A 23,168-nucleotide genomic window follows, 5' to 3' on the forward strand; every position below is an offset into this window, starting at 1 on the left:
AGGCCCCGGTGGTGCTGCAGAATCGCTGGGCAATGCAGGGACCAGCCGTATTCGGGAGTGACGAGATGCAAGAGATGACCACCGACGTGATCGTTGTCGGCGCTGGGCCTGCCGGATTGATGCTCGCCGGGGAACTGGGCCGGGCCGGGGTGCGGCCGTTGGTGCTCGAACGTCGTGAACGGCCGGGCACCGCGCAGAAGGCCAGCGGTCTCGGCGGGCGAATTCTGGATGTGCTGCGCCATCGGGGCCTGCTCGACCGGATGACGGCGGTCAGCGGTGACGCGAGTCCGAAGCCGATCTTCCCTTTCGGCGGGGTGTACCTGGACTTCACCGGTCTCGACGAAACTCCGTTGCACGCCATGGCGATTCCGCAGGCGCGGGTCGAGGAACTGCTCGCCGAGGACGCCGTCGACCTCGGCGCCGAGATCCGGCGCGGACACGAAGTGGTCGCGGTGACCCAGGACGACGAGGCGGTGATCGCGGAAGTGAACGGGCCGGACGGACCGTACCGGGTGCGGGCCCGCTACCTGGTCGGCTGCGACGGCGGCCGCAGCCGGATTCGCGAACTGGCCGGAATTGGGTTCCCCGGCAGCACCTATCCGGAGGTCAACCGGCTGGCCGTGGTCGCGGTGCACGAGTCGGTGACCGTGCTCGACGACGGCGGCCTCGAGGTGCCCGGTGTCGGACGGATCGATCCGGGATTCACCCGCACCGACACCGGGGTGTTCGCGCTGGGACGGGTCAGCTCCGAGGACCGCGTGATGTTCTTCCAGACCACCGAGAACGACGACGCCGAATACGACAACGACGAACCACTGACCATGGCCGAACTCGGCCACAGCGTCCGGCGTGTGCTGGGCGCGGAGGTTGCGCTCGGTGCGCCGACTCGCTTGTCGCGCTACCAGTTCCAGGACCGACAGGCCGAAAACTACCGTGTGGGCCGGGTTTTCCTGGCGGGGGACGCGGCCCACCTGCTGCCCGCGACCGGCGCCGCGATGAATCTCGGCATGACCGATTCGGTGAACCTGGCCTGGAAGCTGGCCGCGGACATCCACGGTTGGGCACCGGCCGACCTGCTCGACACCTACCACGACGAACGTCACTTCGCCGGTGGTCGCGCGCTGCTGCAGACCCGCGCCCAGGCGGCACTTCGCCAGGGTCAGGACCCTGCCGCCGAGGCACTGCGCGCGGTATTCCAGGAACTGCTCTCCGACGAACCCGCGTTGCGCCGTATGGGAGCCCTCGTCGCGGGCACCGATCTGCGCTACCCCTCGCCCGGAACCCATTCGCTCACCGGAACTTTCGCTCCTGATCTGAGCCTGCACACCGACCAGGGCACCACCACAGTCGCCGAGATCATGCGCGGCGCGCGACCGGTCTTCCTCGACCTGGCCGACCGTGCCGATCTGCGTGAGATCGCCGGGGAGTGGGCACCGCGCGTCGACATCCACGCGGCCAAGACCGGCGATCGTGTCGCCGACGCACTCCTGATCCGCCCCGACGGTCACATCGCCTGGGCGGCAACGATCGACGAGTCGTCGGACATCGCCGCAGCTGATCTGCGCGCGGCGCTGACCAGGTGGTTCGGCGTCCGGTAACCGCGCGAACGCGAAACTCCGCAGCTGCCGGCGTCGACGTTCCGGCAGCCACGGGACGCACTGTCACCGGTAGTGCGAACCGGTCCTCGATCATTCGATCCCGGGCCGGTTCGCGTTGAAATCCGTGCCCGTGTGTGGATTACTCCTGGGATGAATGCGATCTCGACAACCGACCGGGCGGCGACGCGCGCGCTACCCGGCTGGTCGGTGCCGATGGTGTTCATCATCGCGGCGACCTCGCAATATGTGGGTGCGGCACTCGGCGTCTTCCTGTTCGACACCACCGAGCCGTCCACTGTCGCCTGGTTGCGGGCCGCGGCGGCGGGGGTCGCGTTGCTGGCCTGGCGGCGGCCGTGGCGGACCCGCTGGACACGGCGGGGCATCGCGACGGCGGCGGGCTTCGGCATCGTCACCGTGTCGATGAACATCGTGTTCTACGAGGCCATCGCGCGTATCCCGCTCGGCACCGCCGTGGCCATCGAATTCCTCGGTCCGGTCGCCGTCGCGACGCTCGGGTCGCGGCGGGCGCGCGACCTGCTCGCCGTGGCGCTGGTGGCGGTCGGTGTGGTGTTGCTGGCCGGCGTGCAGTTCGACGTCGAGCCGGTCGGGGTGGGGTTCGCTCTCGCCTCGGCGGTCCTGTGGGCGGCGTACATCCTGGTCGGCAAGCGCGTCGCCGATACCGGTGAAGGCCAGGATTCTCTCGCTGTCGGGATGGCGGCCGCGGCGGTGCTACTGGCGCCGTTCGTGCTGATTCCGCAGCTGATGATCGATGCCGCGGTATTCGCCGATCCGCGGACCTGGCTGCTCGGTCTCGGTGTCGGTGTGCTGTCGAGTGCGGTGCCCTACGCGCTGGACCAGGTGGTGCTGACCGCGGTGGGACGCGCCCGATTCGCCCTGCTGCTCGCGTTGCTCCCGGCGACCGCGACCGTCGTGGGCGCGATCGCTCTCGCGCAACGCCCCACCCTGCTGGAACTCGCGGGCATCGCATTGGTCATGCTGGCATTGACGATCAGCGCCCTGCCCGCCCGCCAGACCACGCCGGAACCGCCCGCACCGCTGTGACCGTCCGTCCGGATCATGCGCGAGACGCCCGCTCCGGCGATGGCGCTGTGAGAGGCCGAGCGGCGCCGCTGATTCCGCGCAGCGAGGATTTGCCTCTCCCCCGAGGGGAGACGGCACGCTGAGATCCATGGACGACGACACGCTCCGCACGATCGGTGAAGTGGCCGCGCGTACCGCGCTCACGGTCAAGACCATCCGCTTCTACGCCGACCGCGACATCGTGGCGCCGACCGTACTCAGCCCGGCCGGCCACCGCCTCTACGACACCGCCGCGATCGCGCGACTGGAATTCGTGCGCACCCTGCGCGCACTCGGCATGGATCTGAGCACCGTGCGCGCTGTGCTCGATCGCGAATCCTCGATGGCAGAGGTCGCCGCCACTCACGCGGACGCGCTCGACGTCGAGATCCGGACCCTGCGGGTGCGCCGGGCCGTGTTGCGAGCGGTGGCCGTCAGGGACTCCAGCCAACGAGAGATGAACCTCATGCACCGACTCGCCGCCCTGTCCGCTGCCGAAAGGCACCGCCTCATCGAGGAATTCGTCGACGACACCTTCGGCCGCTACGCCGCCAACCCCGCCATGGTGGAGCTGGTCCGGGCAAGCGTGCCCGACCTCCCCGACGACCCGACCCCCGATCAGCTGGCAGCCTGGATGGAACTGGCGGAACTGGTGCAGGACAACGACTTCCGTGACGCTGTCCGCCGGATGGCCGACTACCAGGCCCGCGAACGCGCCGCAGGCGACACCACCGGCCTGCACCACGACCTCACCGAAGCCGTCCGCACACTCGTCGGTGACGCCATCGCCGCGGGCATGCCCCCACAACCCCCGGCCGCGACCCCCATCCTCGATGCCCTCACCGCCCGCTACGCCACCACCTTCGACCGCCCTGACGACAACGCACTCCGCCGGTGGATTCTCGAACGACTCCATGTAGCCGACGACCCACGCGTACAACGCTATTGGCGGCTACTCGGCACCGTGAACGCCTGGCCCGACCAACCCGACCTGGCCCCGATCTTCACCTGGTTCGCCCAAGCCCTGCGCGCCCACATGGCGTGAGCCGCAGGTCCTGACCTGGAACGAGGCACAGGCACCGGCTCGAGCGGCGTGGTTCGGCGACTACTCGCCCCGTGTGGCGTGTCAGTTTCCCTGAGCCAGGTAGTTGTAGATTTCGTGGACTTCGATGGTGGGCTGGTTGGGCATGCCGACTTCCATGCCGATGGGGCCGAGGGTGGATTCGGCGAAGCTCTGGAATTGCTCGGGGGTTTCCCACACGTCGGTGACGTGGAATCCGGTGTCGGTCTTCCTGACCAGATGGAACAGGAGGCCGGGGCCGCCGGAGCCGCCGTGCACGAAGCCCATCTTCCCGAGGGCCTGGTCGTACTGTTCGAGTGTCGCGCCGGTGAATTCGAGTTCGACGGCAACCGCCATGACGGTCATCTCCTTGCGCGGTCGAGCGGGTTGGAGTGACTTCGGGCCCGGTCCGACGAGCGGGGGGCCACGATCGAACACCGCGATCCGGCGCTCCGATCGGATCACGATCGCGCTGGACGGCGGTGTGCACCCGCCGTCGCGATATGGTGCGCGTCACAGTCTAGTCCGGGGGTCGTCGAGCGACAAGCGATCTCCTCGGCCCGCCCGAGGACCCTCGATGGTCGACCAGACCATGCCGATGCCGGAGTCGGCGGGCGCTGTGCGCGGGCGTGGGGCAGTGCTGACCAGCTCGTATCCGAGCCGTCGGGGAACAGCCGCACTGCGGACATTGGCCGCGTCGCAATGGATTTCGACGCGACCGATGTGGGGGAGGGCGAGCGCGGCGGTGGTCAGAGCATGGGCGGCGCGCGTGATGATTCCCCGTCCGGTGTGGGCGGTATGGCACCAGTAACCGATCTCCAGTGCGGCCGGGTCGATCCTGTCGTGGAGTCCGATGCCACCCGCCACCTCGCCGCTCGCGGTGAAGATCCCGTAGAGGTAGCCGCCGTCGGGTGTCGGCCAGTGTGCGGACGAGATCTGCAGGGAACGGCGTTGCCCGGCGAGCGTCGGCGGCTCCCCGGCCCACGACATCCACGGGCGCAGGTGTGCGTGCGAGGTGCTCAGCGCGGTGAACTGGCGGGTCAGGTCACTGGGGCGCCACCGGCGCAGCAGCAGATCGCCCAGATCGATCCGCTGCGGGGGAGTCGACCCGGGCTGAGCGCTGGTGCTGATGGTCATGATCGATGATCGCGGACGCAGGTGCTCGCGGGCAACGCGTTTCCGGCGCTCGACGATGTACGTTCAGTGGATCCTGGCGAGGATATCGATCGCGATATCCGTTGCCGCGGTGTGCATCTGGTCGTCGGTCAGATCGAGATCGTCCATCATCGACAGGCTCCAGCTGATGGCGAGCAGCGCTTGCCGTGCGTGGTAGATGTCCAGCGCAGCACCGTCGGGCGCGGTCATGAGGTCGGCGAGCACGCGGAACTGGTAGCGCAGGCCCGCGCCGAAACCGAGGTCGCGGAACGCGGGTTGGTTCTCGTGCCAGAACCGCACCATGTCACGGCCGAGACTGTGCAGCAGCGCGCTGTAGCGGCGCAGGATCTGCTCGGCCCGTTCGGAACCCGGCGGTGCCTGTTCGGCCCAGGTGACGATGTCGTCGATGCCACGGCGTAGATCGTCGGAGAGGCTGACGACGATGTCTTCCTTGGTCCGGAAGTGGTAGTACAGCGCGGCTTTGGTGACGCCGAGCCGCTCGGCGATCTCGCGCAGCGAGGTCTTCTCGTACCCGCGCTCGGAGAACAGTTCCATCGCCACCGTGCGAATGCGTTCCCTGGTGTCGCTACGACGTCCGTCCACGGGGCTTTCCTTTGCTTGACGACCGGCTAGGGGGAGCCTACCGTCGAATCATGACCGAGATCACTAGCCGGTCGGCAAGTTAGTTTGAAGGAGGGGCAGATGACACACGTGAACGCACCTACCGCGGGGGTGGCGCTGACAGCGATCGGCGTCGCGCTGATCCGCGAGCAGGAGTCGCGCAGGCCGGATCGGCTCTACGCCGACCCGCTCGCTACGGCGTTCGTCGACGCGGCGCGACGTGACTTCACCCGCACCGGGGCAGGCGCCGCGAAATGGGAGCGAGTCGAGGCCGTGGCCGAACAGTTCTTCGCGGGAAGATCCGTCGGGGTTCGCCTGGTCGACGACCGGGTGGCCGAGGCCGTCGCCGCCGGATGCAGGCAGATCGTTCTGCTCGGCGCCGGTCTGGACACCCGCGCGTTCCGGATGGGTCTGCCCGCCGACGTCACCGTCTACGAACTGGACCTGCCCGAGTTGTTCGCCTTCAAGGAGCCGGTACTGCGCGCACTGCACGCCACGCCGACCACGCAACGACACGTCCTACCGATCGACCTGCGCACCGACTGGGCTGTTCCGCTGCGCGAGCGGGGATTTCGGCCCGAGCTGCCGACTCACTGGATCGACGAGGGCGCGCTCCCGTACCTCCCACCCGGGGATCATCTCCGCACGGTGGCGACGCTGACGACACTGTCCGCGCCCGGCAGCCACTTCGGTCTCAGCCGGTTCGCGGTCGACCCCGAGGCTGCGCCCTATGCCGAATTGCGTCGCCTCGTCGCCGGTGACGACGCCGGTATGCCACCGCCGGACGCCGGGCGCCCGGGGGAGCAGTGGCTGCTCGAGCACGGCTGGCACACGCGGTTCCGCGCTTGGGACGACATGATCGTTCCCCTCGGCAGAGACGTGGCGGTGAACGACCCGGAGGTCGGCGTCGTGCTCGCCGAGCGGGTGTGACGGAAGGCAAACCATGTCGCGTCGAGGCGGCGGCGGTTGCCGAGGTCGTTCCGGCGACGTGAACGCGATCACCGACCGCTCGCCTCGGGGCGGTCGCCCCAGGTCTGCGTGGGGGTGAAACATGCGCGCTCGCTGCACTTTCGGCGTGCCTGTGAGCACCGACACGGCAGCGGTCACCCTCTTGTGCTCCGTGGTCGCGCTCACAGGTGGGCCTACCTGGTCAAAGGCACCTCGCGGCGCTGATAGGCTGACGGGCGAGTTAGGCATCCTTTAACGGACCGTCCGGTGAGGCGGGGAAGGAGGTCGGCATGGCTGTGCCCGAACGGGCGGCCAAAACCGGCGCGGGCGAAACATCGCAGCGGCACACCCCGGAGTGGGTGGCGGCCGGACGCGAGCTGTTGTCGCCATCGGACGTCACCAGGACCGTAGCGCGCATCGCGCATCAGATCATCGAGAAGACCGCCTTGGATTCCGGCGACGCCGACGCACCGCGGGTGGTTCTCATGGGAATCCCGACGCGCGGCACCACCCTGGCCAATCGGCTGGCGGACAAGATCGAGGAATTCTCCGGTGTGCGCCCCGCCCTCGGCTCCCTCGACATCACGCTGTACCGCGACGACCTGCGCAGTCGCCCGCACCGCCCGCTCGAACGCACCTCGGTGCCCGACGGCGGCATCGAGAACTCCCTGGTCGTCCTCGTCGACGACGTGCTGTTCTCCGGCCGCACGGTCCGCTCCGCCCTCGACGGCCTGCGCGACCTCGGCCGCCCCCGCGCCGTGCAACTGGCCGTGCTCATCGACCGCGGCCACCGCGAACTGCCGATCCGCGCCGACTACGTGGGCAAGAACGTGCCGACCTCGCGCGCCGAGGACATCTCGGTGCTGATGGTCGAGCACGACGGTCGTGACGGTGTGTATCTGCATCAGGAAGGTCAAGAGTGAAGCATTTGCTGACGGTCGCCGACCTGGATCGCGGCGCCGCCACCGAACTCCTCGACGAAGCTGAGCGCTTCGAACAGGCGCTGCTGGGCCGCGAGGTGAAGAAGCTGCCGACCCTGCGCGGACGCACCGTGATGACGGTGTTCTACGAGAACTCCACCCGCACCCGCGTGTCCTTCGAGGTCGCGGGCAAGTGGATGAGCGCCGACGTGATCAATGTGAGTGCGTCGAGTTCCTCTGTCTCCAAAGGTGAATCGCTGCGCGACACCGCCCTCACCCTGCACGCGGCGGGCGCCGACGCGCTGATCGTGCGGCACCCGGCGTCGGGTGCCGCGCACCAGATCGCGCGCTGGATGGAGCAGTGGGCGCGCGAGGAGAACCGCGCCGCCCCGTCGATCATCAACGCGGGCGACGGCACCCACCAGCACCCCACTCAGGCCCTGCTCGACGCACTCACCCTGCGCCAGCGCCTCGGCGACATCGAGGGCAAGCGGATCGTGCTGGTCGGCGACATCCTGCACAGCCGGGTCGCCCGCTCGAACGTCTCCCTGCTCAACACCCTCGGTGCCGAAGTGGTCCTGGTGGCGCCGCGCACGCTGCTGCCGGTCGGCGTGGAGGCCTGGCCCTGCCGGGTCTCGTCCTCGCTGGACGCGGAACTGCCCGGCGCCGACGCGGTGATGATGCTGCGGGTGCAGGCGGAGCGGATGAACGGCGGGTTCTTCCCGTCGGCCCGCGAATATTCGATCAACTACGGACTGTCCGAGCGCAGGCTCGCGCTGCTCGGCGACGACGCGGTGGTACTGCATCCCGGCCCGATGCTGCGCGGCATGGAAATCGCTTCGGCGGTCGCGGATTCGCCGAAATCTGCTGTGCTGCAGCAGGTCTCGAACGGAGTGCACATGCGGATGGCCGTGTTGTTCCGGCTGCTCGTGGGTCAGGAGGAAACGGTATGAGTGAGCTGCTGATCAAGAACGTCAAGCCCTACGGCGAAGGCGACCCCGTCGACGTCCTGGTGCGCGGCACCCTCATCGCCGACATCGGCACGGGCCTCACGGCGTCCGACGGCGCCGAGGTGATCGAGGGCAACGGCCAGATCCTGCTGCCCGGCTTCGTCGACCTGCACACGCACCTGCGCGAACCCGGCCGCGAAGACACCGAGACCATCGAAACCGGTTCCGCCGCCGCCGCACTGGGCGGTTACACCGCGGTGTTCGCGATGGCCAACACCAGCCCGGTCGCCGACTCGGTGGTCATCACCGACCACGTGTGGCGTCGCGGCCAGGAAGTCGGTCTCGTCGACGTGTTCCCGGTCGGTGCCGTGACGGTCGGCCTGCAGGGTAAGCAGCTGGCCGAGATGGGTACCATGGCCGCCGGTATCGGCCAGGTCCGGATGTTCTCCGACGACGGCCACTGCGTCGACGACCCGCTGATCATGCGCCGTGCCCTCGAATACGCGAACTCGCTGGGCGTGCTCATCGCCCAGCATGCCGAGGAACCGCGCCTGACCAAGAACGCCATCGCGCACGAAGGCCCCAACGCCGCGCGCCTCGGACTGCACGGCTGGCCGCGCGCCGCCGAGGAGTCGATCGTCGCACGTGACGCACTGCTGGCCCGCGACGCGAACGCCCGCGTGCACATCTGCCACGCCTCCACCGCGGGCACCGTCGAACTGGTGAAATGGGCCAAGTCCCAGGGCATCTCGATCACTGCGGAGGTCACCCCGCACCACCTGCTGCTCGACGACTCGCGCCTGGAAACCTATGACGCGGTCAACAAGGTGAACCCGCCGCTGCGCGAATCCACCGACGTGGCGGCCCTGCGCCAGGCACTGGCCGACGGCATCATCGACTGCGTCGCCACCGACCACGCCCCGCACGCCGAGCAGGACAAGTGCTGCGAATTCGCGGCCGCCCGCCCCGGCATGCTCGGGCTGGAGACGGCGCTGTCGATCATCGTGCAGACGATGGTCGAGCCCGGCCTGCTCGACTGGCGCGGCGTCGCGAAGGTGATGAGCGAGAAGCCCGCCGCGATCGTCGGCCTCGACGACCACGGCCGCCCGATCGCGGTCGGCGAGCCCGCCAACCTCACGCTGATCGACCCCGACGCCGAGTGGACGGTGCGCGGCGCCGAGCTGGCGAGTATCTCGAACAACACACCGTTCGAGGACATGACGTTCCCGGCCGAGGTCACAGCCACTGTGCTGCGCGGCCGGGTAACTGCCCGCGAGGGCAAGGCGGTCGGGATCTAGGGAGGCCAGGACGTGGAAAGAACGCTGTGGGTAGTCGGGCTGCTGGCATTTTTCATTGTGTGCCTGTGGCTGATGTACCGGGCTTGGCAGAAGAAGGCCACGCGACAGCAGGCACGCATCGGCGAACTGCCGACGGTGCCGGCCGAACTGGGCGCACAACTACTGGAACCGACCACCGGCATGTACCTGGGCAGCACCATCGCGCCCAGCTGGCAGGACCGGATCGCGGTCGGTGACCTGGGATTCCGGGCGACCGCCGAACTGACGCGGTTCGAACGCGGGATTCTGCTCGAACGCGACGGCGCCACGGTGATCTGGATTCCGCAGGAATCGGTGACAGCCGTGCGTACCGAGCGCGGACACGCGGGCAAAGTGATGACGGAGAATGGTGTGCTGGTAATTCGCTGGACACTGCCGACCGGAACCGAGATCGATACCGGATTCCGGGGCGACGACAAGACGGTGTACCCGGCATGGACTGCGGATACCAGGGTGACGACGGGAGACGATGAATGAGCACAGTGAAGGCAGCCTTGGTGCTCGAGGACGGCCGCGTATTCCGCGGTACCGCCTTCGGCGCCGAGGGACAGACACTCGGTGAGGCCGTGTTCTGCACGGCGATGACCGGGTACCAGGAAACCCTGACCGATCCCAGCTACGCCCGCCAGATCGTGGTGGCCACGGCCCCGCAGATCGGCAACACCGGCTGGAACGACGAGGACGACGAGTCCGCCAAGATCTGGGTCGCCGGCTACGCCGTGCGCGACCCCTCGCGGGTCTCCTCCAACTGGCGCGCCACCGGCACGCTGACCGACGAGCTCGACCGCCAGGACGTGGTCGGCATCGCGGGCATCGACACCCGCGCGGTGGTCCGCCACCTGCGCAGCCGCGGCTCGATGAAGGCGGGCATCTTCTCCGGCGCGGCACTGGCCAACGACGAGGAACTCCTCGCCCGGGTGAACGGCCAGGCCTCGATGCTGGGCGCCGACCTCGCCGAAGAGGTCAGCACCGACGCGATGTACACGATCGAACCGATCGGTGACCACAAGTTCACCGTCGTCGCGGTCGACCTCGGCATCAAGACCAACACCCCGCGCATGTTCGCCGAGCGCGGCGTGCGCACCCACGTGGTGCCGTCGAACACCTCCCTCGACGACATCCTCGCGCTGAACCCCAACGGGGTCTTCCTGTCGAACGGCCCCGGCGACCCGGCCACCCAGGTCGGCGCGATCGCGCTCACCCAGGGTGTCCTGGAACGCGGGATCCCGCTGTTCGGCATCTGCTTCGGCAACCAGATCCTGGGCCGGGCACTGGGCCGCAGCACCTACAAGATGAAGTTCGGCCACCGCGGCATCAATATCCCGGTGATCGAAGAGGGCACCGGCCGCGTGTCCATCACCGCCCAGAACCACGGCTTCGCCCTCGAGGGCGAGCGCGGCGAGGTGTTCGACACCCCGTTCGGCAAGGCCGAGGTCTCCCACATCTGCGCCAACGACGGCACCGTCGAAGGGGTCCGGCTGATCGACGGCCGCGCCTTCTCGGTGCAGTACCACCCCGAGGCCGCCGCAGGCCCGCACGACGCCGCATACCTGTTCGACCGTTTCGCCGGTCTCATGGAAGGAGCCTGATGCCTCGCCGCGAGGATCTGAAGCACATCCTGGTGATCGGCTCTGGCCCGATCGTGATCGGCCAGGCGTGCGAATTCGACTACTCCGGTACCCAGGCGTGCCGGGTGCTGCGGTCCGAAGGACTGCGCGTGTCGCTGGTGAACTCCAACCCGGCGACCATCATGACCGACCCGGAATTCGCCGACGCCACCTACGTCGAGCCGATCACCCCGGAGTTCGTCGAGAAGGTCATCGAGAAGGAACGCCCCGACGCCATCCTGGCCACCCTCGGTGGGCAGACCGCGCTCAACACTGCGGTCGCGCTGCACGAGAACGGTGTGCTGCAGAAGTACAACGTCGAGCTGATCGGCGCCGACTTCGACGCCATCCAGCGCGGTGAGGACCGGCAGAAGTTCAAGGACATCGTCGCCAAGGTCGGCGGTGAGAGTGCCCGCAGCGCCGTCTGTTACACCATGGACGAAGTCCGCGAGACCGTCGCCGACCTCGGTTACCCCGTGGTCGTGCGTCCCTCGTTCACCATGGGTGGGCTCGGCTCGGGCATGGCCTACAACGAGGAAGACCTCGACCGCATCGCCGGTGGCGGCCTGTCCGCCTCGCCGACCGCGAACGTCCTGATCGAGGAGTCCATCCTCGGCTGGAAGGAGTTCGAACTCGAGCTCATGCGTGACCGCAACGACAACGTGGTCATCGTCTGCTCGATCGAGAACGTCGACCCGATGGGCGTGCACACCGGTGACTCGGTCACCGTCGCCCCCGCGATGACCCTCACCGACCGCGAGTACCAGAAGATGCGCGATCTCGGCATCGCGATCCTGCGCGAGGTCGGCGTCGACACCGGCGGCTGCAACATCCAGTTCGCGGTGGATCCCGCAGACGGTCGCCTGATCGTCATCGAGATGAACCCCCGCGTCTCGCGCTCCTCGGCGCTGGCGTCGAAGGCCACCGGCTTCCCGATCGCCAAGATCGCCGCCAAGCTGGCCATCGGCTACACCCTCGACGAGATCGTCAACGACATCACCGGCGAGACCCCGGCCTCTTTCGAGCCGACCCTGGACTACGTCGTCGTGAAGGCGCCGCGGTTCGCGTTCGAGAAGTTCCCCGGCGCCGACGCCACGCTGACCACCACCATGAAGTCGGTGGGCGAGGCGATGTCGATGGGCCGCAACTTCTCCGAGGCCCTCGGCAAGGTGCTGCGCTCGCTCGAGACCAAGGCCGCCAGCTTCTGGACCACCGACGACGGCCAGTGGGCCCCGGCCGATCCCAGCGATCCGGCCTCGGTGCGCGAGGCGATCGAAGCCATCCTCGCCGACCTGCGTGTGCCGACCGAAGGTCGCATCTACCAGGTCGAACGCGCACTGCGCTACGGCGCGAGCGTCGCGGAGGTCGCGCTGGCCTCCGGTGTGGACCCGTGGTTCGTCGCCGAGGTGCTCGGCCTGGTCGAGCTGCGGACCGAAGTCCTCGATGCGCCCGTCCTCGACGAGGATCTGCTGCGCCGCGCCAAGCACTACGGCCTGTCCGACCGTCAGCTCGCCGCCCTGCGGCCCGAGCTGGCCGGTGAGTCGGGTGTGCGCTCGCTGCGTCACCGGCTCGCGGTGCGCCCGGTCTACAAGACCGTCGACACCTGTGCCGCGGAGTTCGAGGCCAAGACCCCGTACCACTACAGCACCTACGAGCTGGATCCCGGCGCGGAGTCCGAGGTCGCGCCACAGCGTGAGCGCGAGAAGGTCATCATCCTGGGCTCGGGCCCGAACCGCATCGGTCAGGGCATCGAGTTCGACTACTCGTGTGTGCATGCGGCCCAGACCCTGTCGGCCGCCGGGTACGAGACCGTGATGGTCAACTGCAACCCCGAGACCGTCTCCACCGACTACGACACCGCCGATCGTCTCTACTTCGAGCCGCTCACCTTCGAGGACGTTCTCGAGGTGTACAACGCCGAAGCCGAGTCGGGCACCGTCGCCGGTGTGATCGTGCAGCTCGGTGGACAGACCCCGCTGGGTCTGGCGCAGCGGCTCACCGACGCCGGCGTGCCGGTGGTCGGCACCTCCGCGGCCGCGATCGACCTGGCCGAGGACCGTGGCGAATTCGGTGACGTGCTCGTCGCCGCCGGACTGCCCGCGCCCAAGTACGGCACCGCCACCACGGTGGCCCAGGCCAAGAAGATCGCAGGCGAGATCGGCTACCCGGTGCTGGTCCGCCCCTCCTACGTGCTGGGCGGGCGCGGCATGGAGATCGTCTACGACGAGCAGTCCCTCGAGGGCTACATCTCCCGCGCCACCGAGCTCAACCCGGATCACCCGGTGCTGGTCGACCGCTTCCTCGAAGACGCCATCGAGATCGACGTCGACGCGCTGTGCGACGGCGACGAGGTCTACCTCGGCGGCGTGATGGAACACATCGAGGAAGCCGGCATCCACTCCGGTGACTCCGCCTGCGCGCTGCCCCCGATCACGTTGGGCCGCAGCGACATCGAGGCCGTGCGCCGCTCCACCATCGCGCTGGCCAAGGGCATCGGCGTCAAGGGCCTGCTCAATGTGCAGTACGCCCTCAAGGACGACGTGCTCTACGTCCTGGAAGCCAATCCCCGGGCGAGCCGCACGGTTCCGTTCGTCTCCAAGGCCACCGCGGTTCCGCTGGCCAAGGCGTGCGCGCGCGTGATGCTCGGCGCCACCATCGCCGACCTGCGCGAGGAAGGCATGCTGCCGCCCGAGGGCGACGGCGGTCATGTGCCGCTCGACGCGCCGGTCGCGGTGAAGGAAGCCGTGCTGCCCTTCCACCGGTTCCGTCGCGCCGACGGCTCCGGCATCGACTCGCTGCTCTCGCCGGAGATGAAGTCCACCGGTGAGGTCATGGGCATCGACGCCGACTTCGGCACCGCCTTCGCCAAGAGCCAGGCCGCCGCCTACGGCTCGCTGCCGACCGAGGGCACCGTGTTCGTCTCGATCGCCAACCGCGACAAGCGCGCCATGGTGTTCCCGATCAAGCGCCTGCACGACCTGGGCTTCCGCATCCTCGCCACCGAGGGCACCGCGGAAACCCTGCGCCGCAACGGCATTCCGTGCGAACAGGCACGCAAGCACTCGGATCCGGAATCGACCGATCCGGCCACCGGCATGCCGGAGGCCTCGATCGTGGAGCAGATCCGCGACGGCGAGATCGACATCGTGTTCAACACCCCCTACGGCAACTCGGGCCCCCGCGTGGACGGCTACGAGATCCGCACCGCCGCGGTGGGCGCGAACATCCCGTGCATCACCACCGTGCAGGGCGCTGCCGCGGCGGTGCAGGGCATCGAGGCCGGTATCAACGGTGGCATCGGGGTGCGCTCGCTGCAGGAACTGCACTCGAAACTGCGTGGCTGACATGAGCTTCGGTCACCGGTTGCAGCACGCCATGCGGCAGTTCGGACCCGTGTGCGTCGGCATCGACCCCCACCCCGCGCTGCTGCGGGCGTGGGGGCTCACCGAAGACGTCGACGGGCTCGAGGCGTTCGCCGAGATCTGCGTCGAGGCCTTCGACGGGCGCGTTGCCCTGGTGAAGCCACAGGTCGCGTTCTTCGAAACCTACGGTTCCGGCGGCATCGCGGTGCTCGAGCGCACCATCTCGGTGCTGCGCGCCTCGGGCACCTTGGTGCTGGCCGATGCCAAGCGCGGCGACATCGGCTCCACCATGGACGCCTACGCCCATGCCTGGCTCGGCGACGGCCCGCTGGGTTCGGACGCCGTGACGGTCTCGCCCTATCTCGGGTTCGGCTCCCTCGACCCGGCGCTGAGCCTGGCGAAGGACAATCACCGTGGGGTCTTCGTGCTCTCGGCGACCTCGAATCCCGAAGGGGCGCAACTGCAGCGGATCACCGCCGCGGACGGGCGCACCATCGCGCAGACGATGGTCGACGAGGCCGCGGCTCGCAATGCCGGGTCCGGTTTCGGCTCCGTCGGCGTGGTCGTGGGTGCGACGCTCACCGAGGCGCCCGACCTGTCGGATCTCAACGGCCCGATCCTGATGCCCGGTGTCGGCGCGCAGGGCGGGGGAGCGGACTCCATCCGTGCCCTGGTCACCGAGGCGAACTTCGCCGCCGCCGTCCCCGCGGTGTCGCGCGAGGTGCTCAACGCGGGCCCGTCGGTGACGGCGCTGTGCGACAAGACGGCACAGCTGCAAGAGGAGTTCGCCTTCCTGCAGCGCTGATGCACGCCATGGCGGGCCGGGGTAGCGACACGCTGCCCCGGCCTCGTCGTTGTCGCGCCCCACTGCCCAGGGGAGAACTCCGTCAGGCGAGGCAGTAGGTGGCGGTGACCGTGGTGAACAGCGACAGCGCGTCCGACGACGCCGCCGAGCCGAGAACCATCGTCAGCGATCGGCCGCCGGTCGAGCGGAACGCGTACGAGACGTAGCCGAGCAGTTCACCGCCGTGTCCCCACAGGTCGGCGCCACACGGAGGCTCGAAACGCTGCAGGCCGAGGCCGTAGTGGAAACCCATGCCCATCGGGACCGTCTCCCGCATCCGGTCCCACGACGCGGGGCTCAGCAGGCGCCCACCGAGCAGTGCGGCGAAGAACGCGTCGAGATCGGCTGTGGTGGAGATCATTTCACCCGCGGCCCAGTCCAGCGAGGGGTTCATCTCGGTCACATCCACGCGCCCGACACCGTCGATGTCGCGGTGCGCGGTGAGGGCGGGCGAGGGGACGCGCGGGTCGTCGCCGGGCACGGTGGTGGCGGTCAACCGCAGCGGCGTGAGCACACGGTCGCGGATCTCGTCGCCGTAGCGGTGCCCGGTCACGTGCTCGATCAGCAGGCCGAGCGCGATGTAGTTGGTGTTCGAGTACCGGAAGCGGGCGCCCGGTGCGAAATACGGGTCGTGGCGCATCGCGGTGGCGAGCAGATCGCGCGGCGCGTGCGCGCGGAAGCGGTCGTCACCGCGCCACCGGTTCGTCGACAGGCCCGATTCCTTCATGTAGTCGTAGAGCCCGCTGGTGTGATTCATCAACTGCCGCACCGTGATCCGGTCACCGCCCGGAATCGGCTCCGGCAGCTGCCCGGCGATCGGGCCGTCGAGCTCGACTCTGCCCTCGTCGACCAGTTGCAGCACCACGGTGGCGACGAAGGTCTTGGTGATGCTGCCGATCCGGAACCTGCTGTGCGGTCCCGGCGTACTCGTCTGCCCGGCGGCGCTGCCCTCGTGGTGCCATTCGCGCTGCCGCTCGCCGTCGGAAACTCGCACCACCACGTCGGTGTCGTTCCAGCGCGCCGTGGCCTCGACCATATCCCCGACGACCCGCCACCGTGCCGTCACGAGGACGAGAGCGGCCACCAACGTGGCCGTCACAACGGTGCCCACAACGACCACTGTGGCCCGAAAGAGTTTCTGTCGCATAGCTTTCGACGCTAAGTGGCTACTCGGACCGTATCGATGGTGCAGGCCTCGCGACGACGGGTGCGGAAATCCTCACCCTGCGACTGCGGTCGTACCGCGTCGACCGGGTGGTTGACGCTACTGATCACCGCGCCGGGGCTCCCTAGCGTCGAAAACATGGATACGACAGGGAATTCGACCGAACTGACCGGCATCGCGGGCTGGGCCGTCCAACTGATGGAACAGCTCGGCGGCTTCGGCGCCGGCCTCGCGATCGCACTCGAGAACCTCTTCCCCCCGCTGCCCAGCGAGGTGATCCTGCCGCTGGCCGGCTTCACCGCCAGTCGCGGCCGGTTCAGCATCGCTGAGGTCTTGCTGTGGACCACCCTCGGCTCGGTCGTCGGCGCGCTCGCCCTCTACGGCCTCGGCGCCGCCCTCGGCCGCGACCGCCTGCGCCGCATCGTCGACCGGCTACCCCTGGTCCGCCTGTCCGACCTGGACCGCACCGAGGACTGGTTCGCCCGACACGGCGACAAGGCGGTCTTCTTCGGCCGGATGATCCCGATCTTCCGCAGCCTGATCTCGATACCCGCCGGTGTCGAACGCATGCCGCTCGGTCGCTTCACGCTGCTGACCACGGCGGGCAGCCTGCTGTGGAACGCGGTCTTCGTGTTCGCGGGCTACTTCCTCGGCGAGAACTGGCACGTCGTCGAGACCTACGCCGGCATCGTGCAGAAGGCCGTGATCGCCGCCGTGCTCGTGGCCGCGGCCGTCTTCGTCGTCCGGCGCGTGCGGCAGCGGCAGGTACAGCCGAGCACCGGCCGATGAGCGTCACGGCGTGGGCTGACCGCGCGTCCGGAGTGGTTGCCGGTCGGACATCGACGGGGGCGGGGCCCGGATGGCCGGAGTGGGCGCGGCACGCGAGAATTGGCCGATGAGCACCTCTGCGGCGCGATCCGCACGCGTCGCCGCCGCGGTCGCGGGATATCTGCTCGGCGTGCTCACCGTGCCTCTCGATCTGCTCGGGGTGCTTGCCGCGCCGATCTCGCCGGGCCTCACCGATCGGATCGCTCAGGTCGAGCAGCGGCGCCTCACCCGGTTGCTCGACGTGCGGTCGAGTGGTGTTCCGAGCGGGCGGCGGGCGGCGGGGTATCTGGCGGTCCGCGCGCTCGTCGGGGTGCTCGGCGCGCTGGTGCTGGCGCTGTCGGTGCTGGGCGTCGTGGTCTCGGTGGCCGTGGTCTACGGCGCTGCCACCGGCGCCGCGGTACTGATCATCGACGCGACCGAACCGGGACAGGTCACCTGGGCGACGGTCACCGTGCTGGTTCTTCCCGGCGCGGTGCTCTGCTTCCTCGCCGTCCAGGGTCTGCTCGGGGTGGTGCGCGCCGAGGCCTGGTGCCTGCGCCGGAGCACGCGCCCGGGACAGCACGAACTGACCCAGCGGGTCGCCCAGCTCACCACCACCCGCGCCGAGATGGTCGAAGTGATCGACGACGAACGGCGCCGGATCGAGCGCGATCTGCACGACGGTGTGCAGCAGCGGGTGGTCGCGTTGTCGATCCTGCTCGGCCGGATGGACCGGGCGGCCGACGAGGACGGGCGCGCCGACCTGCGCCGGCGTGCGATCGCCGAAACCGGGCACATCCTCGACGAACTGCGCGAGGTCTCCTGGCGGATCTACCCGGCCATGCTCGCCCGCGACGGCCTGCGCGCCGCCCTCGAAGCCCTCGCCGACCGCACCCCGATTCCGACTCGCCTGACCGTCGACCTCGACGAACGCGCACCCCGCCCGGTCGAGTCGGCCTGCTACTTCACCGCCAGTGAGGCGATCACCAACGCCATCAAGCATTCCGGCGCCACGGCCGTCGAGGTCGGCGTACAGCGGGTGGGATCGATCGTGCGCCTGCGGGTACACGACGACGGACAGGGCGGCGCCGACCCCACCGGACACGGCCTGACCGGCATCGCCACCCGCGTCACCGCGCTGGACGGCACCATGACGGTGGCCAGCCCGCCCGGCGGCCCGACGATCATCACCGTGGAGGTTCCGTGCGGATAACCCTGGCCGAGGACTCCGCGCTGCTGCGCGAGAGCCTGGCCCAGCTGCTCACCGCGGAGGGACACGAGATCGTGGACTCCGTCGGCACCGGGACCGAACTGCTCGCCGCCGTGCGAGTGCGCCCGCCCGATCTGGTCATCGCCGACGTGCGGATGCCGCCCGACCACGTCGACGAGGGGATCAGAGCGGCCCTGGAAATCCGTCGCGACCAGCCGGGCGTCGCCGTCCTGGTGCTGTCGCAGTATGTCGAGCGCAGGCACGCGGCGGAGTTCCTCACCGGCACCGGCGGCATCGGCTACCTGCTCAAGGACCGGGTCGCCGCGATCGGCTCGTTCCTCGACGCCGTCGAGCGGGTGGGTGCGGGCGGCACAGCCTTCGACCCGGAGGTGGTGCGTCAGCTCCTGCTGCACAATCGTGCCGACTCGCCACTGCACCGGCTCACCGAGCGCGAACGCGAAGTGCTCGAACTCATGGCGCAGGGTCTGAGCAACGCGGCGATCTGCGGACAGCTCTACGTCACCCGCAGCGCCGTCGAGAAACACATCAACGCGATCTTCACCAAGCTGGATCTGCCGGTCGGTGAGGCGCACAACCGGCGGGTACTCGCCATCCTGCAACACCTGCGGGCGGGTGCGGCGCAGGGCTGACCGCTCAGGCCGTGGCCCGCGCGTTCCTGGCCCGCCACCAGCCGAAGACGCCGGCACCGAGCGGCAGCAGCACCGTGATGAACCCCGACAGCGGCATGAACGCGAGACCGAACACCGTCGCGACGCCGAGCACGAGCAGCACCGTGCCGGGCACGTACCCCAGCGCGCGCTCCAGCGCGATCATCGCGAGGCCGAAACCGATGCTGACCACGCCGAACTCGGTGAACCAGAAGGTGAGCTCGACGTCCTGATCGCCGGCGGCGAACACCGCGACGCCGAGCGCGGTGTGCACCGTGCCGATGAATGTCAGGAGGGCTCCGGCGAGGGGAAATCTTGTTCTTGAATCCATATTCATAAACTGTGCCACTAGGCTGATCCGGTGGCAAGACCCCGCCTTTTCACCGATGAGCAGGTGCTCGACGCGGCGCGCGACCTGCTCGCCGACCCCGCCATCACCCGGCCCACCGTCACGGCGATCACCAGGGCCGCCGGCGTGCACGCCGGGTCGATCTATGTGCGTTTCGCCTCACGTGACGAACTGCTCGCCCGCCTGTGGCTGCGGTCGATCCGCCGATTCCACGAGGGCTTCATCACGGCACTGACCGGCCCCGCGCCGCTGCTGGCCGCGGCCACGTTTCTGCCGCGCTATTGTCGCGCGCACCCGACCGAGGCGCGGGCGATGAAGATGTTTCATCGCGACGAACTGCTCGAGGTCGGCGCCGAGGATCTGCGGGCCGCGATCGCCGGTGTCAACGACGAGATGAACGCCGCGCTGCTGACTGCCGTGGTGACCGAATTCGGGGTCGCCGACGACCGCTCGCTGGCCATCGCGGACGCCGCGGTGAAGGCGATTCCGTACGGTCTGGTCCGTGATTACATCGCCCGTGCCGCCCCGATTCCGGACTGGATCGACGACGTCGTAGCGACCGCATCGGGTGCGGTTCTCGACCAGTTTCGGACCCGATCGTGACGACACGCTGTGCGAAATCGGGCGACACGCGGGCTTTTTCAGGAAACCCGCTGGTCGCGCGCCACCGGGTTTGCCAGGGCGGCACCCGGCACTCACGCTACCCGGTGGCTATCATCGCCCATATCGGTATAACCGCAGGTGAGGATGCATTTCAGCGATTCGACTGTACGATCGAGACGTGGGAATCAGCCGTCACCGCATCGGGTCCGCGCGCGCCATACGGCATGCGTAATCCTGCCCTGACCTGGGGGTCGGGTTCGCAATCGGCGCGCACCGTGGGTACGGTCGCACAGACCGTCCGGGTAACCGGCGGTAGATCTGGCAATGAACGATGAGACGGAGGAACCCGTGGCCCTTCCCCAGCTGACTGATGAGCAGCGCGCCGCTGCTCTGGAGAAGGCGGCTGCCGCTCGCCGCGCTCGGGCAGAGCTCAAGGAGCGCCTGAAGCGCGGTGGAACGAACCTGAAGCAGGTCCTCACCGATGCCGAGTCCGATGAGATTCTCGGCAAGATGAAGGTTTCTGCGCTGCTCGAGGCTCTGCCGAAGGTGGGCAAGGTCAAGGCGGCGGAGATCATGACCGAGCTGGAGATCGCGCCTACGCGTCGTCTCCGTGGTCTCGGTGCCCGGCAGCGCGCAGCGCTGCTCACCCGCTTCGACTTCGACGCCTAAAGTCTGGTGGACAAAAACACGCGGAAGGGCCGGCTGGTAGTACTGGTCGGCCCCTCGGCCGTGGGTAAGTCCACGGTCGTTCGGTGCGTGCGGGAACGCCTGCCCGAACTGGTTTTCAGTGTGTCGGCCACCACCAGGGACCCCCGTCCCGGCGAGGTCGACGGTCTCGATTACCGCTTCGTTTCCCGAGTCGAGTTCGACGCCATGATCGCGGCGGACGAACTGCTCGAATGGGCAGACATCCATGGGGGGCTGCAGCGATCGGGCACCCCCGCCGCCCCGGTGCGCGAAGCGCTGGCGAGCGGACTTTCAGTACTGATCGAAGTCGACCTGGCCGGTGCACGGTCGGTCCGGCAGGCGATGCCGGAAGCACTGCTGGTGTTTCTCGCGCCGCCCAGCTGGGAAGAACTGGTCTCGCGGTTGCGTTCGCGCGGCACCGAGACGCCCGAGGTGATCGAGCGCAGGCTCGCGACGGCTCGGGTCGAATTGGCGGCCTGTGACGAGTTCGACACGGTCATCGTGAACAGCGAGGTAACGACCGCGTGTGAGCAGTTGGTATCGTTGTTCGTTAGCACAAATTCGAGTTCTTGACCCACTAACCCGCAGGAGTCACCCCTAGTGAGCACGGACATCACCGCAGTACCCGCGTACGACACTCCGATCGGCCTCACCAACCCCCCGATCGACGAGCTGCTCGAGCGCACGTCCTCCAAGTACGCCCTGGTGATCTACGCGGCCAAGCGCGCCCGTCAGATCAACGATTACTACAACCAGCTCGGTGACGGCATCCTCGAGTACGTCGGCCCGCTCGTCGAGCCGGGTCTGCAGGAGAAGCCGCTGTCGGTCGCCATGCGCGAAATCCACTCCGACCTGCTCGAACACACCGAGGGCGAGTGACAATCTCTAGTCCGGAGGCGTAAAGACCATGCGGATCGTCGTCGGGGTCGGCGGGGGCATCGCCGCCTACAAGGCGTGTGCCCTCGTTCGCCGTTTCACCGAGACCGGACACCAGGTGCGGGTGATTCCCACCGAGTCGGCTCTCCAGTTCATCGGTAAGGCGACCTTCGAGGCGCTGTCCGGTCAGCCGGTGCACACCACGGTGTTCGCCGACGTGCCCGAGGTGCCGCATGTCCGGATCGGCCAGGAGGCCGATCTCGTCGTCATCGCCCCCGCCACCGCGGATCTGATGGCGCGCGCCGCGCAGGGGCGCGCCGACGATCTGCTCACCGCCACCTTGCTGACGGCTCGATGTCCGGTGCTGTTCGCGCCCGCGATGCACACCGAGATGTGGGAGCATCCGGCGACGGTGGCCAATGTCGCGACGCTGCGAGCGCACGGCGCCAACGTGATGGAACCCGCGTCGGGCCGGCTCACCGGCACCGATACGGGTCCGGGGCGGCTGCCCGAGCCGGAGGAGATCTTCGGTCTGGCCTCGCTGCTGCTCGAACGTGCCGACGCGCTGCCGCGCGACCTGACCGGTCGCCGCGTGGTGATCACCGCCGGTGGCACGAGGGAACCCCTCGACCCGGTGCGCTTCCTCGGCAACCGCAGCTCCGGCAAGCAGGGCTACGCCCTGGCCCGGGTCGCCGCTCAGCGTGGTGCCCAGGTGACGCTGATCGCGGGCAACACGATCGAGCTGGCACCGCCCGCCGCGGTCGAACTCGTCCACATCACCACCGCCGACCAGCTCAAGACCGCGGTCGACAAGCACGCGCTCGGCGCCGACGCGGTGATCATGGCGGCCGCGGTCGCCGATTTCCGTCCGACCCACGTGGCCGCGGCGAAGATCAAGAAGGGTGCCGACGAACCCGATGTGATCCCGCTGACCAAGAACGAGGACATCCTCGCCGGCTTGGTCGACGCCCGCACCGAGGGACGGCTCGCCGGTACCGCGATCGTGGGCTTCGCCGCCGAGACCGGTGACGACAACGGTGACGTGCTCACCCATGCCCGCGCGAAACTGGCCCGCAAGGGCTGCGATCTGCTCGTGGTCAACGCGGTCGGCGAGGGCAAGGCGTTCGAGGTCGACACCAACGACGGCTGGTTGCTCGGTGCCGACGGCACCGAGGCTGCTCTCGATCACGGTTCGAAGGCGCTGCTGGCCAGCCGGGTGCTCGACGCGCTGGTTCCGCTGCTGCGCTGACCGGGGAGTTCGCGTCGATTTCGCGCGAAAACGGTTGCGCGGCAACGCGGGTCGTGCAGTCTACCGCCCGTG

At 68.7% G+C, this 23,168-nt stretch carries 24 protein-coding genes; 19 read left to right on the top strand and 5 right to left on the bottom strand.

Annotation, left to right across the window (positions count from 1 at the left end; all coding sequences use genetic code 11):
- Positions 1–65: 65 nt before the first annotated feature.
- The 3 genes from ACWGCN_RS15345 to ACWGCN_RS15355 all read left to right on the top strand — a co-directional run bounded on the left by ACWGCN_RS15345 (position 66) and on the right by ACWGCN_RS15355 (position 3,723).
- Positions 66–1,598, top strand: a complete 1,533-nt coding sequence (locus ACWGCN_RS15345; protein ID WP_452457836.1) for an FAD-dependent monooxygenase — start codon at positions 66–68, stop codon at positions 1,596–1,598.
- 150 nt (positions 1,599–1,748) lie between these two features.
- Positions 1,749–2,660 (top strand): EamA family transporter, encoded by a 912-nt coding sequence (locus tag ACWGCN_RS15350; RefSeq protein ID WP_378989052.1) that lies wholly within the window; start codon positions 1,749–1,751, stop codon positions 2,658–2,660.
- 127 nt (positions 2,661–2,787) lie between these two features.
- Positions 2,788–3,723, top strand: a complete 936-nt coding sequence (locus tag ACWGCN_RS15355) for a helix-turn-helix domain-containing protein (protein WP_452457837.1) — start codon at positions 2,788–2,790, stop codon at positions 3,721–3,723.
- Positions 3,724–3,804: 81 nt separating this feature from the next.
- Here the strand turns inward: ACWGCN_RS15355 and ACWGCN_RS15360 are convergent, their stop codons facing one another.
- The 3 genes from ACWGCN_RS15360 to ACWGCN_RS15370 all read right to left on the bottom strand — a co-directional run bounded on the left by ACWGCN_RS15360 (position 3,805) and on the right by ACWGCN_RS15370 (position 5,496).
- On the bottom strand, positions 3,805–4,095 hold the full coding sequence (locus tag ACWGCN_RS15360; protein WP_378989054.1) for a hypothetical protein: 291 nt from the start codon (positions 4,093–4,095) through the stop codon (positions 3,805–3,807).
- A gap of 156 nt (positions 4,096–4,251) precedes the next feature.
- Positions 4,252–4,875 (bottom strand): GNAT family N-acetyltransferase, encoded by a 624-nt coding sequence (locus ACWGCN_RS15365; protein WP_449965986.1) that lies wholly within the window; start codon positions 4,873–4,875, stop codon positions 4,252–4,254.
- A gap of 63 nt (positions 4,876–4,938) precedes the next feature.
- Positions 4,939–5,496 carry a TetR/AcrR family transcriptional regulator gene (locus ACWGCN_RS15370; protein WP_452457838.1) on the bottom strand — a complete coding sequence of 186 codons (558 nt, stop codon included), beginning with the start codon at positions 5,494–5,496 and terminating at the stop codon, positions 4,939–4,941.
- A gap of 99 nt (positions 5,497–5,595) precedes the next feature.
- Here ACWGCN_RS15370 and ACWGCN_RS15375 point away from each other — a divergent pair, with 99 nt between their 5' ends.
- The 8 genes from ACWGCN_RS15375 (at position 5,596) to pyrF (ending at position 15,443) form a co-directional block, all read left to right on the top strand.
- Positions 5,596–6,444 carry an SAM-dependent methyltransferase gene (locus ACWGCN_RS15375; RefSeq protein WP_387442884.1) on the top strand — a complete coding sequence of 283 codons (849 nt, stop codon included), beginning with the start codon at positions 5,596–5,598 and terminating at the stop codon, positions 6,442–6,444.
- 308 nt (positions 6,445–6,752) lie between these two features.
- Entirely contained in the window at positions 6,753–7,385 is a 633-nt protein-coding gene (pyrR, locus tag ACWGCN_RS15380) for a bifunctional pyr operon transcriptional regulator/uracil phosphoribosyltransferase PyrR (RefSeq protein ID WP_378989058.1), read from the top strand.
- The gene (locus tag ACWGCN_RS15385; RefSeq protein ID WP_266290507.1) at positions 7,382–8,335 is read left to right on the top strand and encodes an aspartate carbamoyltransferase catalytic subunit; all 954 of its coding nucleotides are present in this window, start codon (positions 7,382–7,384) and stop codon (positions 8,333–8,335) included. Before pyrR ends, ACWGCN_RS15385 begins: the two co-directional genes overlap by 4 nt.
- Entirely contained in the window at positions 8,332–9,630 is a 1,299-nt protein-coding gene (locus ACWGCN_RS15390; protein ID WP_379314659.1) for a dihydroorotase, read from the top strand. Before ACWGCN_RS15385 ends, ACWGCN_RS15390 begins: the two co-directional genes overlap by 4 nt.
- A gap of 12 nt (positions 9,631–9,642) precedes the next feature.
- Positions 9,643–10,146, top strand: a complete 504-nt coding sequence (locus ACWGCN_RS15395) for a PH-like domain-containing protein (protein WP_358062764.1) — start codon at positions 9,643–9,645, stop codon at positions 10,144–10,146.
- Positions 10,143–11,258, top strand: coding sequence for a glutamine-hydrolyzing carbamoyl-phosphate synthase small subunit (carA, locus tag ACWGCN_RS15400; RefSeq protein ID WP_378989060.1), 1,116 nt, complete (start codon positions 10,143–10,145; stop codon positions 11,256–11,258). The genes ACWGCN_RS15395 and carA overlap by 4 nt, the downstream gene beginning before the upstream one ends.
- Positions 11,258–14,620, top strand: coding sequence for a carbamoyl-phosphate synthase large subunit (gene carB, locus ACWGCN_RS15405; RefSeq protein WP_452457839.1), 3,363 nt, complete (start codon positions 11,258–11,260; stop codon positions 14,618–14,620). The genes carA and carB overlap by 1 nt, the downstream gene beginning before the upstream one ends.
- 1 nt (position 14,621) lies before the next feature.
- Entirely contained in the window at positions 14,622–15,443 is an 822-nt protein-coding gene (gene pyrF, locus ACWGCN_RS15410; protein WP_452457840.1) for an orotidine-5'-phosphate decarboxylase, read from the top strand.
- Positions 15,444–15,525: 82 nt separating this feature from the next.
- Here pyrF and ACWGCN_RS15415 read toward each other — a convergent pair whose 3' ends face one another.
- Positions 15,526–16,593, bottom strand: a complete 1,068-nt coding sequence (locus ACWGCN_RS15415; protein ID WP_378989063.1) for a serine hydrolase domain-containing protein — start codon at positions 16,591–16,593, stop codon at positions 15,526–15,528.
- Positions 16,594–16,785: 192 nt separating this feature from the next.
- Here ACWGCN_RS15415 and ACWGCN_RS15420 point away from each other — a divergent pair, with 192 nt between their 5' ends.
- The 3 genes from ACWGCN_RS15420 to ACWGCN_RS15430 all read left to right on the top strand — a co-directional run bounded on the left by ACWGCN_RS15420 (position 16,786) and on the right by ACWGCN_RS15430 (position 19,314).
- Positions 16,786–17,436: a DedA family protein gene (locus ACWGCN_RS15420; RefSeq protein ID WP_452457841.1), complete on the top strand. Its 651-nt coding sequence runs from the start codon at positions 16,786–16,788 to the stop codon at positions 17,434–17,436.
- 106 nt (positions 17,437–17,542) lie between these two features.
- Positions 17,543–18,667 carry a sensor histidine kinase gene (locus ACWGCN_RS15425; RefSeq protein ID WP_452457842.1) on the top strand — a complete coding sequence of 375 codons (1,125 nt, stop codon included), beginning with the start codon at positions 17,543–17,545 and terminating at the stop codon, positions 18,665–18,667.
- Positions 18,658–19,314, top strand: a complete 657-nt coding sequence (locus tag ACWGCN_RS15430) for a response regulator transcription factor (RefSeq protein ID WP_378989066.1) — start codon at positions 18,658–18,660, stop codon at positions 19,312–19,314. Before ACWGCN_RS15425 ends, ACWGCN_RS15430 begins: the two co-directional genes overlap by 10 nt.
- Positions 19,315–19,318: 4 nt before the next feature.
- Here the strand turns inward: ACWGCN_RS15430 and ACWGCN_RS15435 are convergent, their stop codons facing one another.
- Positions 19,319–19,663, bottom strand: a complete 345-nt coding sequence (locus tag ACWGCN_RS15435) for a DUF6463 family protein (protein WP_452457843.1) — start codon at positions 19,661–19,663, stop codon at positions 19,319–19,321.
- Positions 19,664–19,693: 30 nt separating this feature from the next.
- Here ACWGCN_RS15435 and ACWGCN_RS15440 point away from each other — a divergent pair, with 30 nt between their 5' ends.
- The 5 genes from ACWGCN_RS15440 to coaBC all read left to right on the top strand — a co-directional run bounded on the left by ACWGCN_RS15440 (position 19,694) and on the right by coaBC (position 23,096).
- Positions 19,694–20,284 carry a TetR/AcrR family transcriptional regulator gene (locus ACWGCN_RS15440; RefSeq protein WP_452457844.1) on the top strand — a complete coding sequence of 197 codons (591 nt, stop codon included), beginning with the start codon at positions 19,694–19,696 and terminating at the stop codon, positions 20,282–20,284.
- A gap of 348 nt (positions 20,285–20,632) precedes the next feature.
- Complete coding sequence (mihF, locus tag ACWGCN_RS15445; protein WP_056815410.1) at positions 20,633–20,953, top strand: integration host factor, actinobacterial type; 321 nt, start codon at positions 20,633–20,635, stop codon at positions 20,951–20,953.
- 6 nt (positions 20,954–20,959) lie between these two features.
- On the top strand, positions 20,960–21,544 hold the full coding sequence (gmk, locus tag ACWGCN_RS15450; protein WP_378989069.1) for a guanylate kinase: 585 nt from the start codon (positions 20,960–20,962) through the stop codon (positions 21,542–21,544).
- Positions 21,545–21,571: 27 nt separating this feature from the next.
- Entirely contained in the window at positions 21,572–21,850 is a 279-nt protein-coding gene (rpoZ, locus tag ACWGCN_RS15455; protein WP_056810542.1) for a DNA-directed RNA polymerase subunit omega, read from the top strand.
- A 28-nt stretch (positions 21,851–21,878) separates the two neighbouring features.
- Positions 21,879–23,096, top strand: coding sequence for a bifunctional phosphopantothenoylcysteine decarboxylase/phosphopantothenate--cysteine ligase CoaBC (coaBC, locus tag ACWGCN_RS15460; RefSeq protein ID WP_378627030.1), 1,218 nt, complete (start codon positions 21,879–21,881; stop codon positions 23,094–23,096).
- Positions 23,097–23,168: the final 72 nt, after the last annotated feature.

It is taken from the genome of Nocardia sp. NPDC055050 (assembly GCF_053608345.1).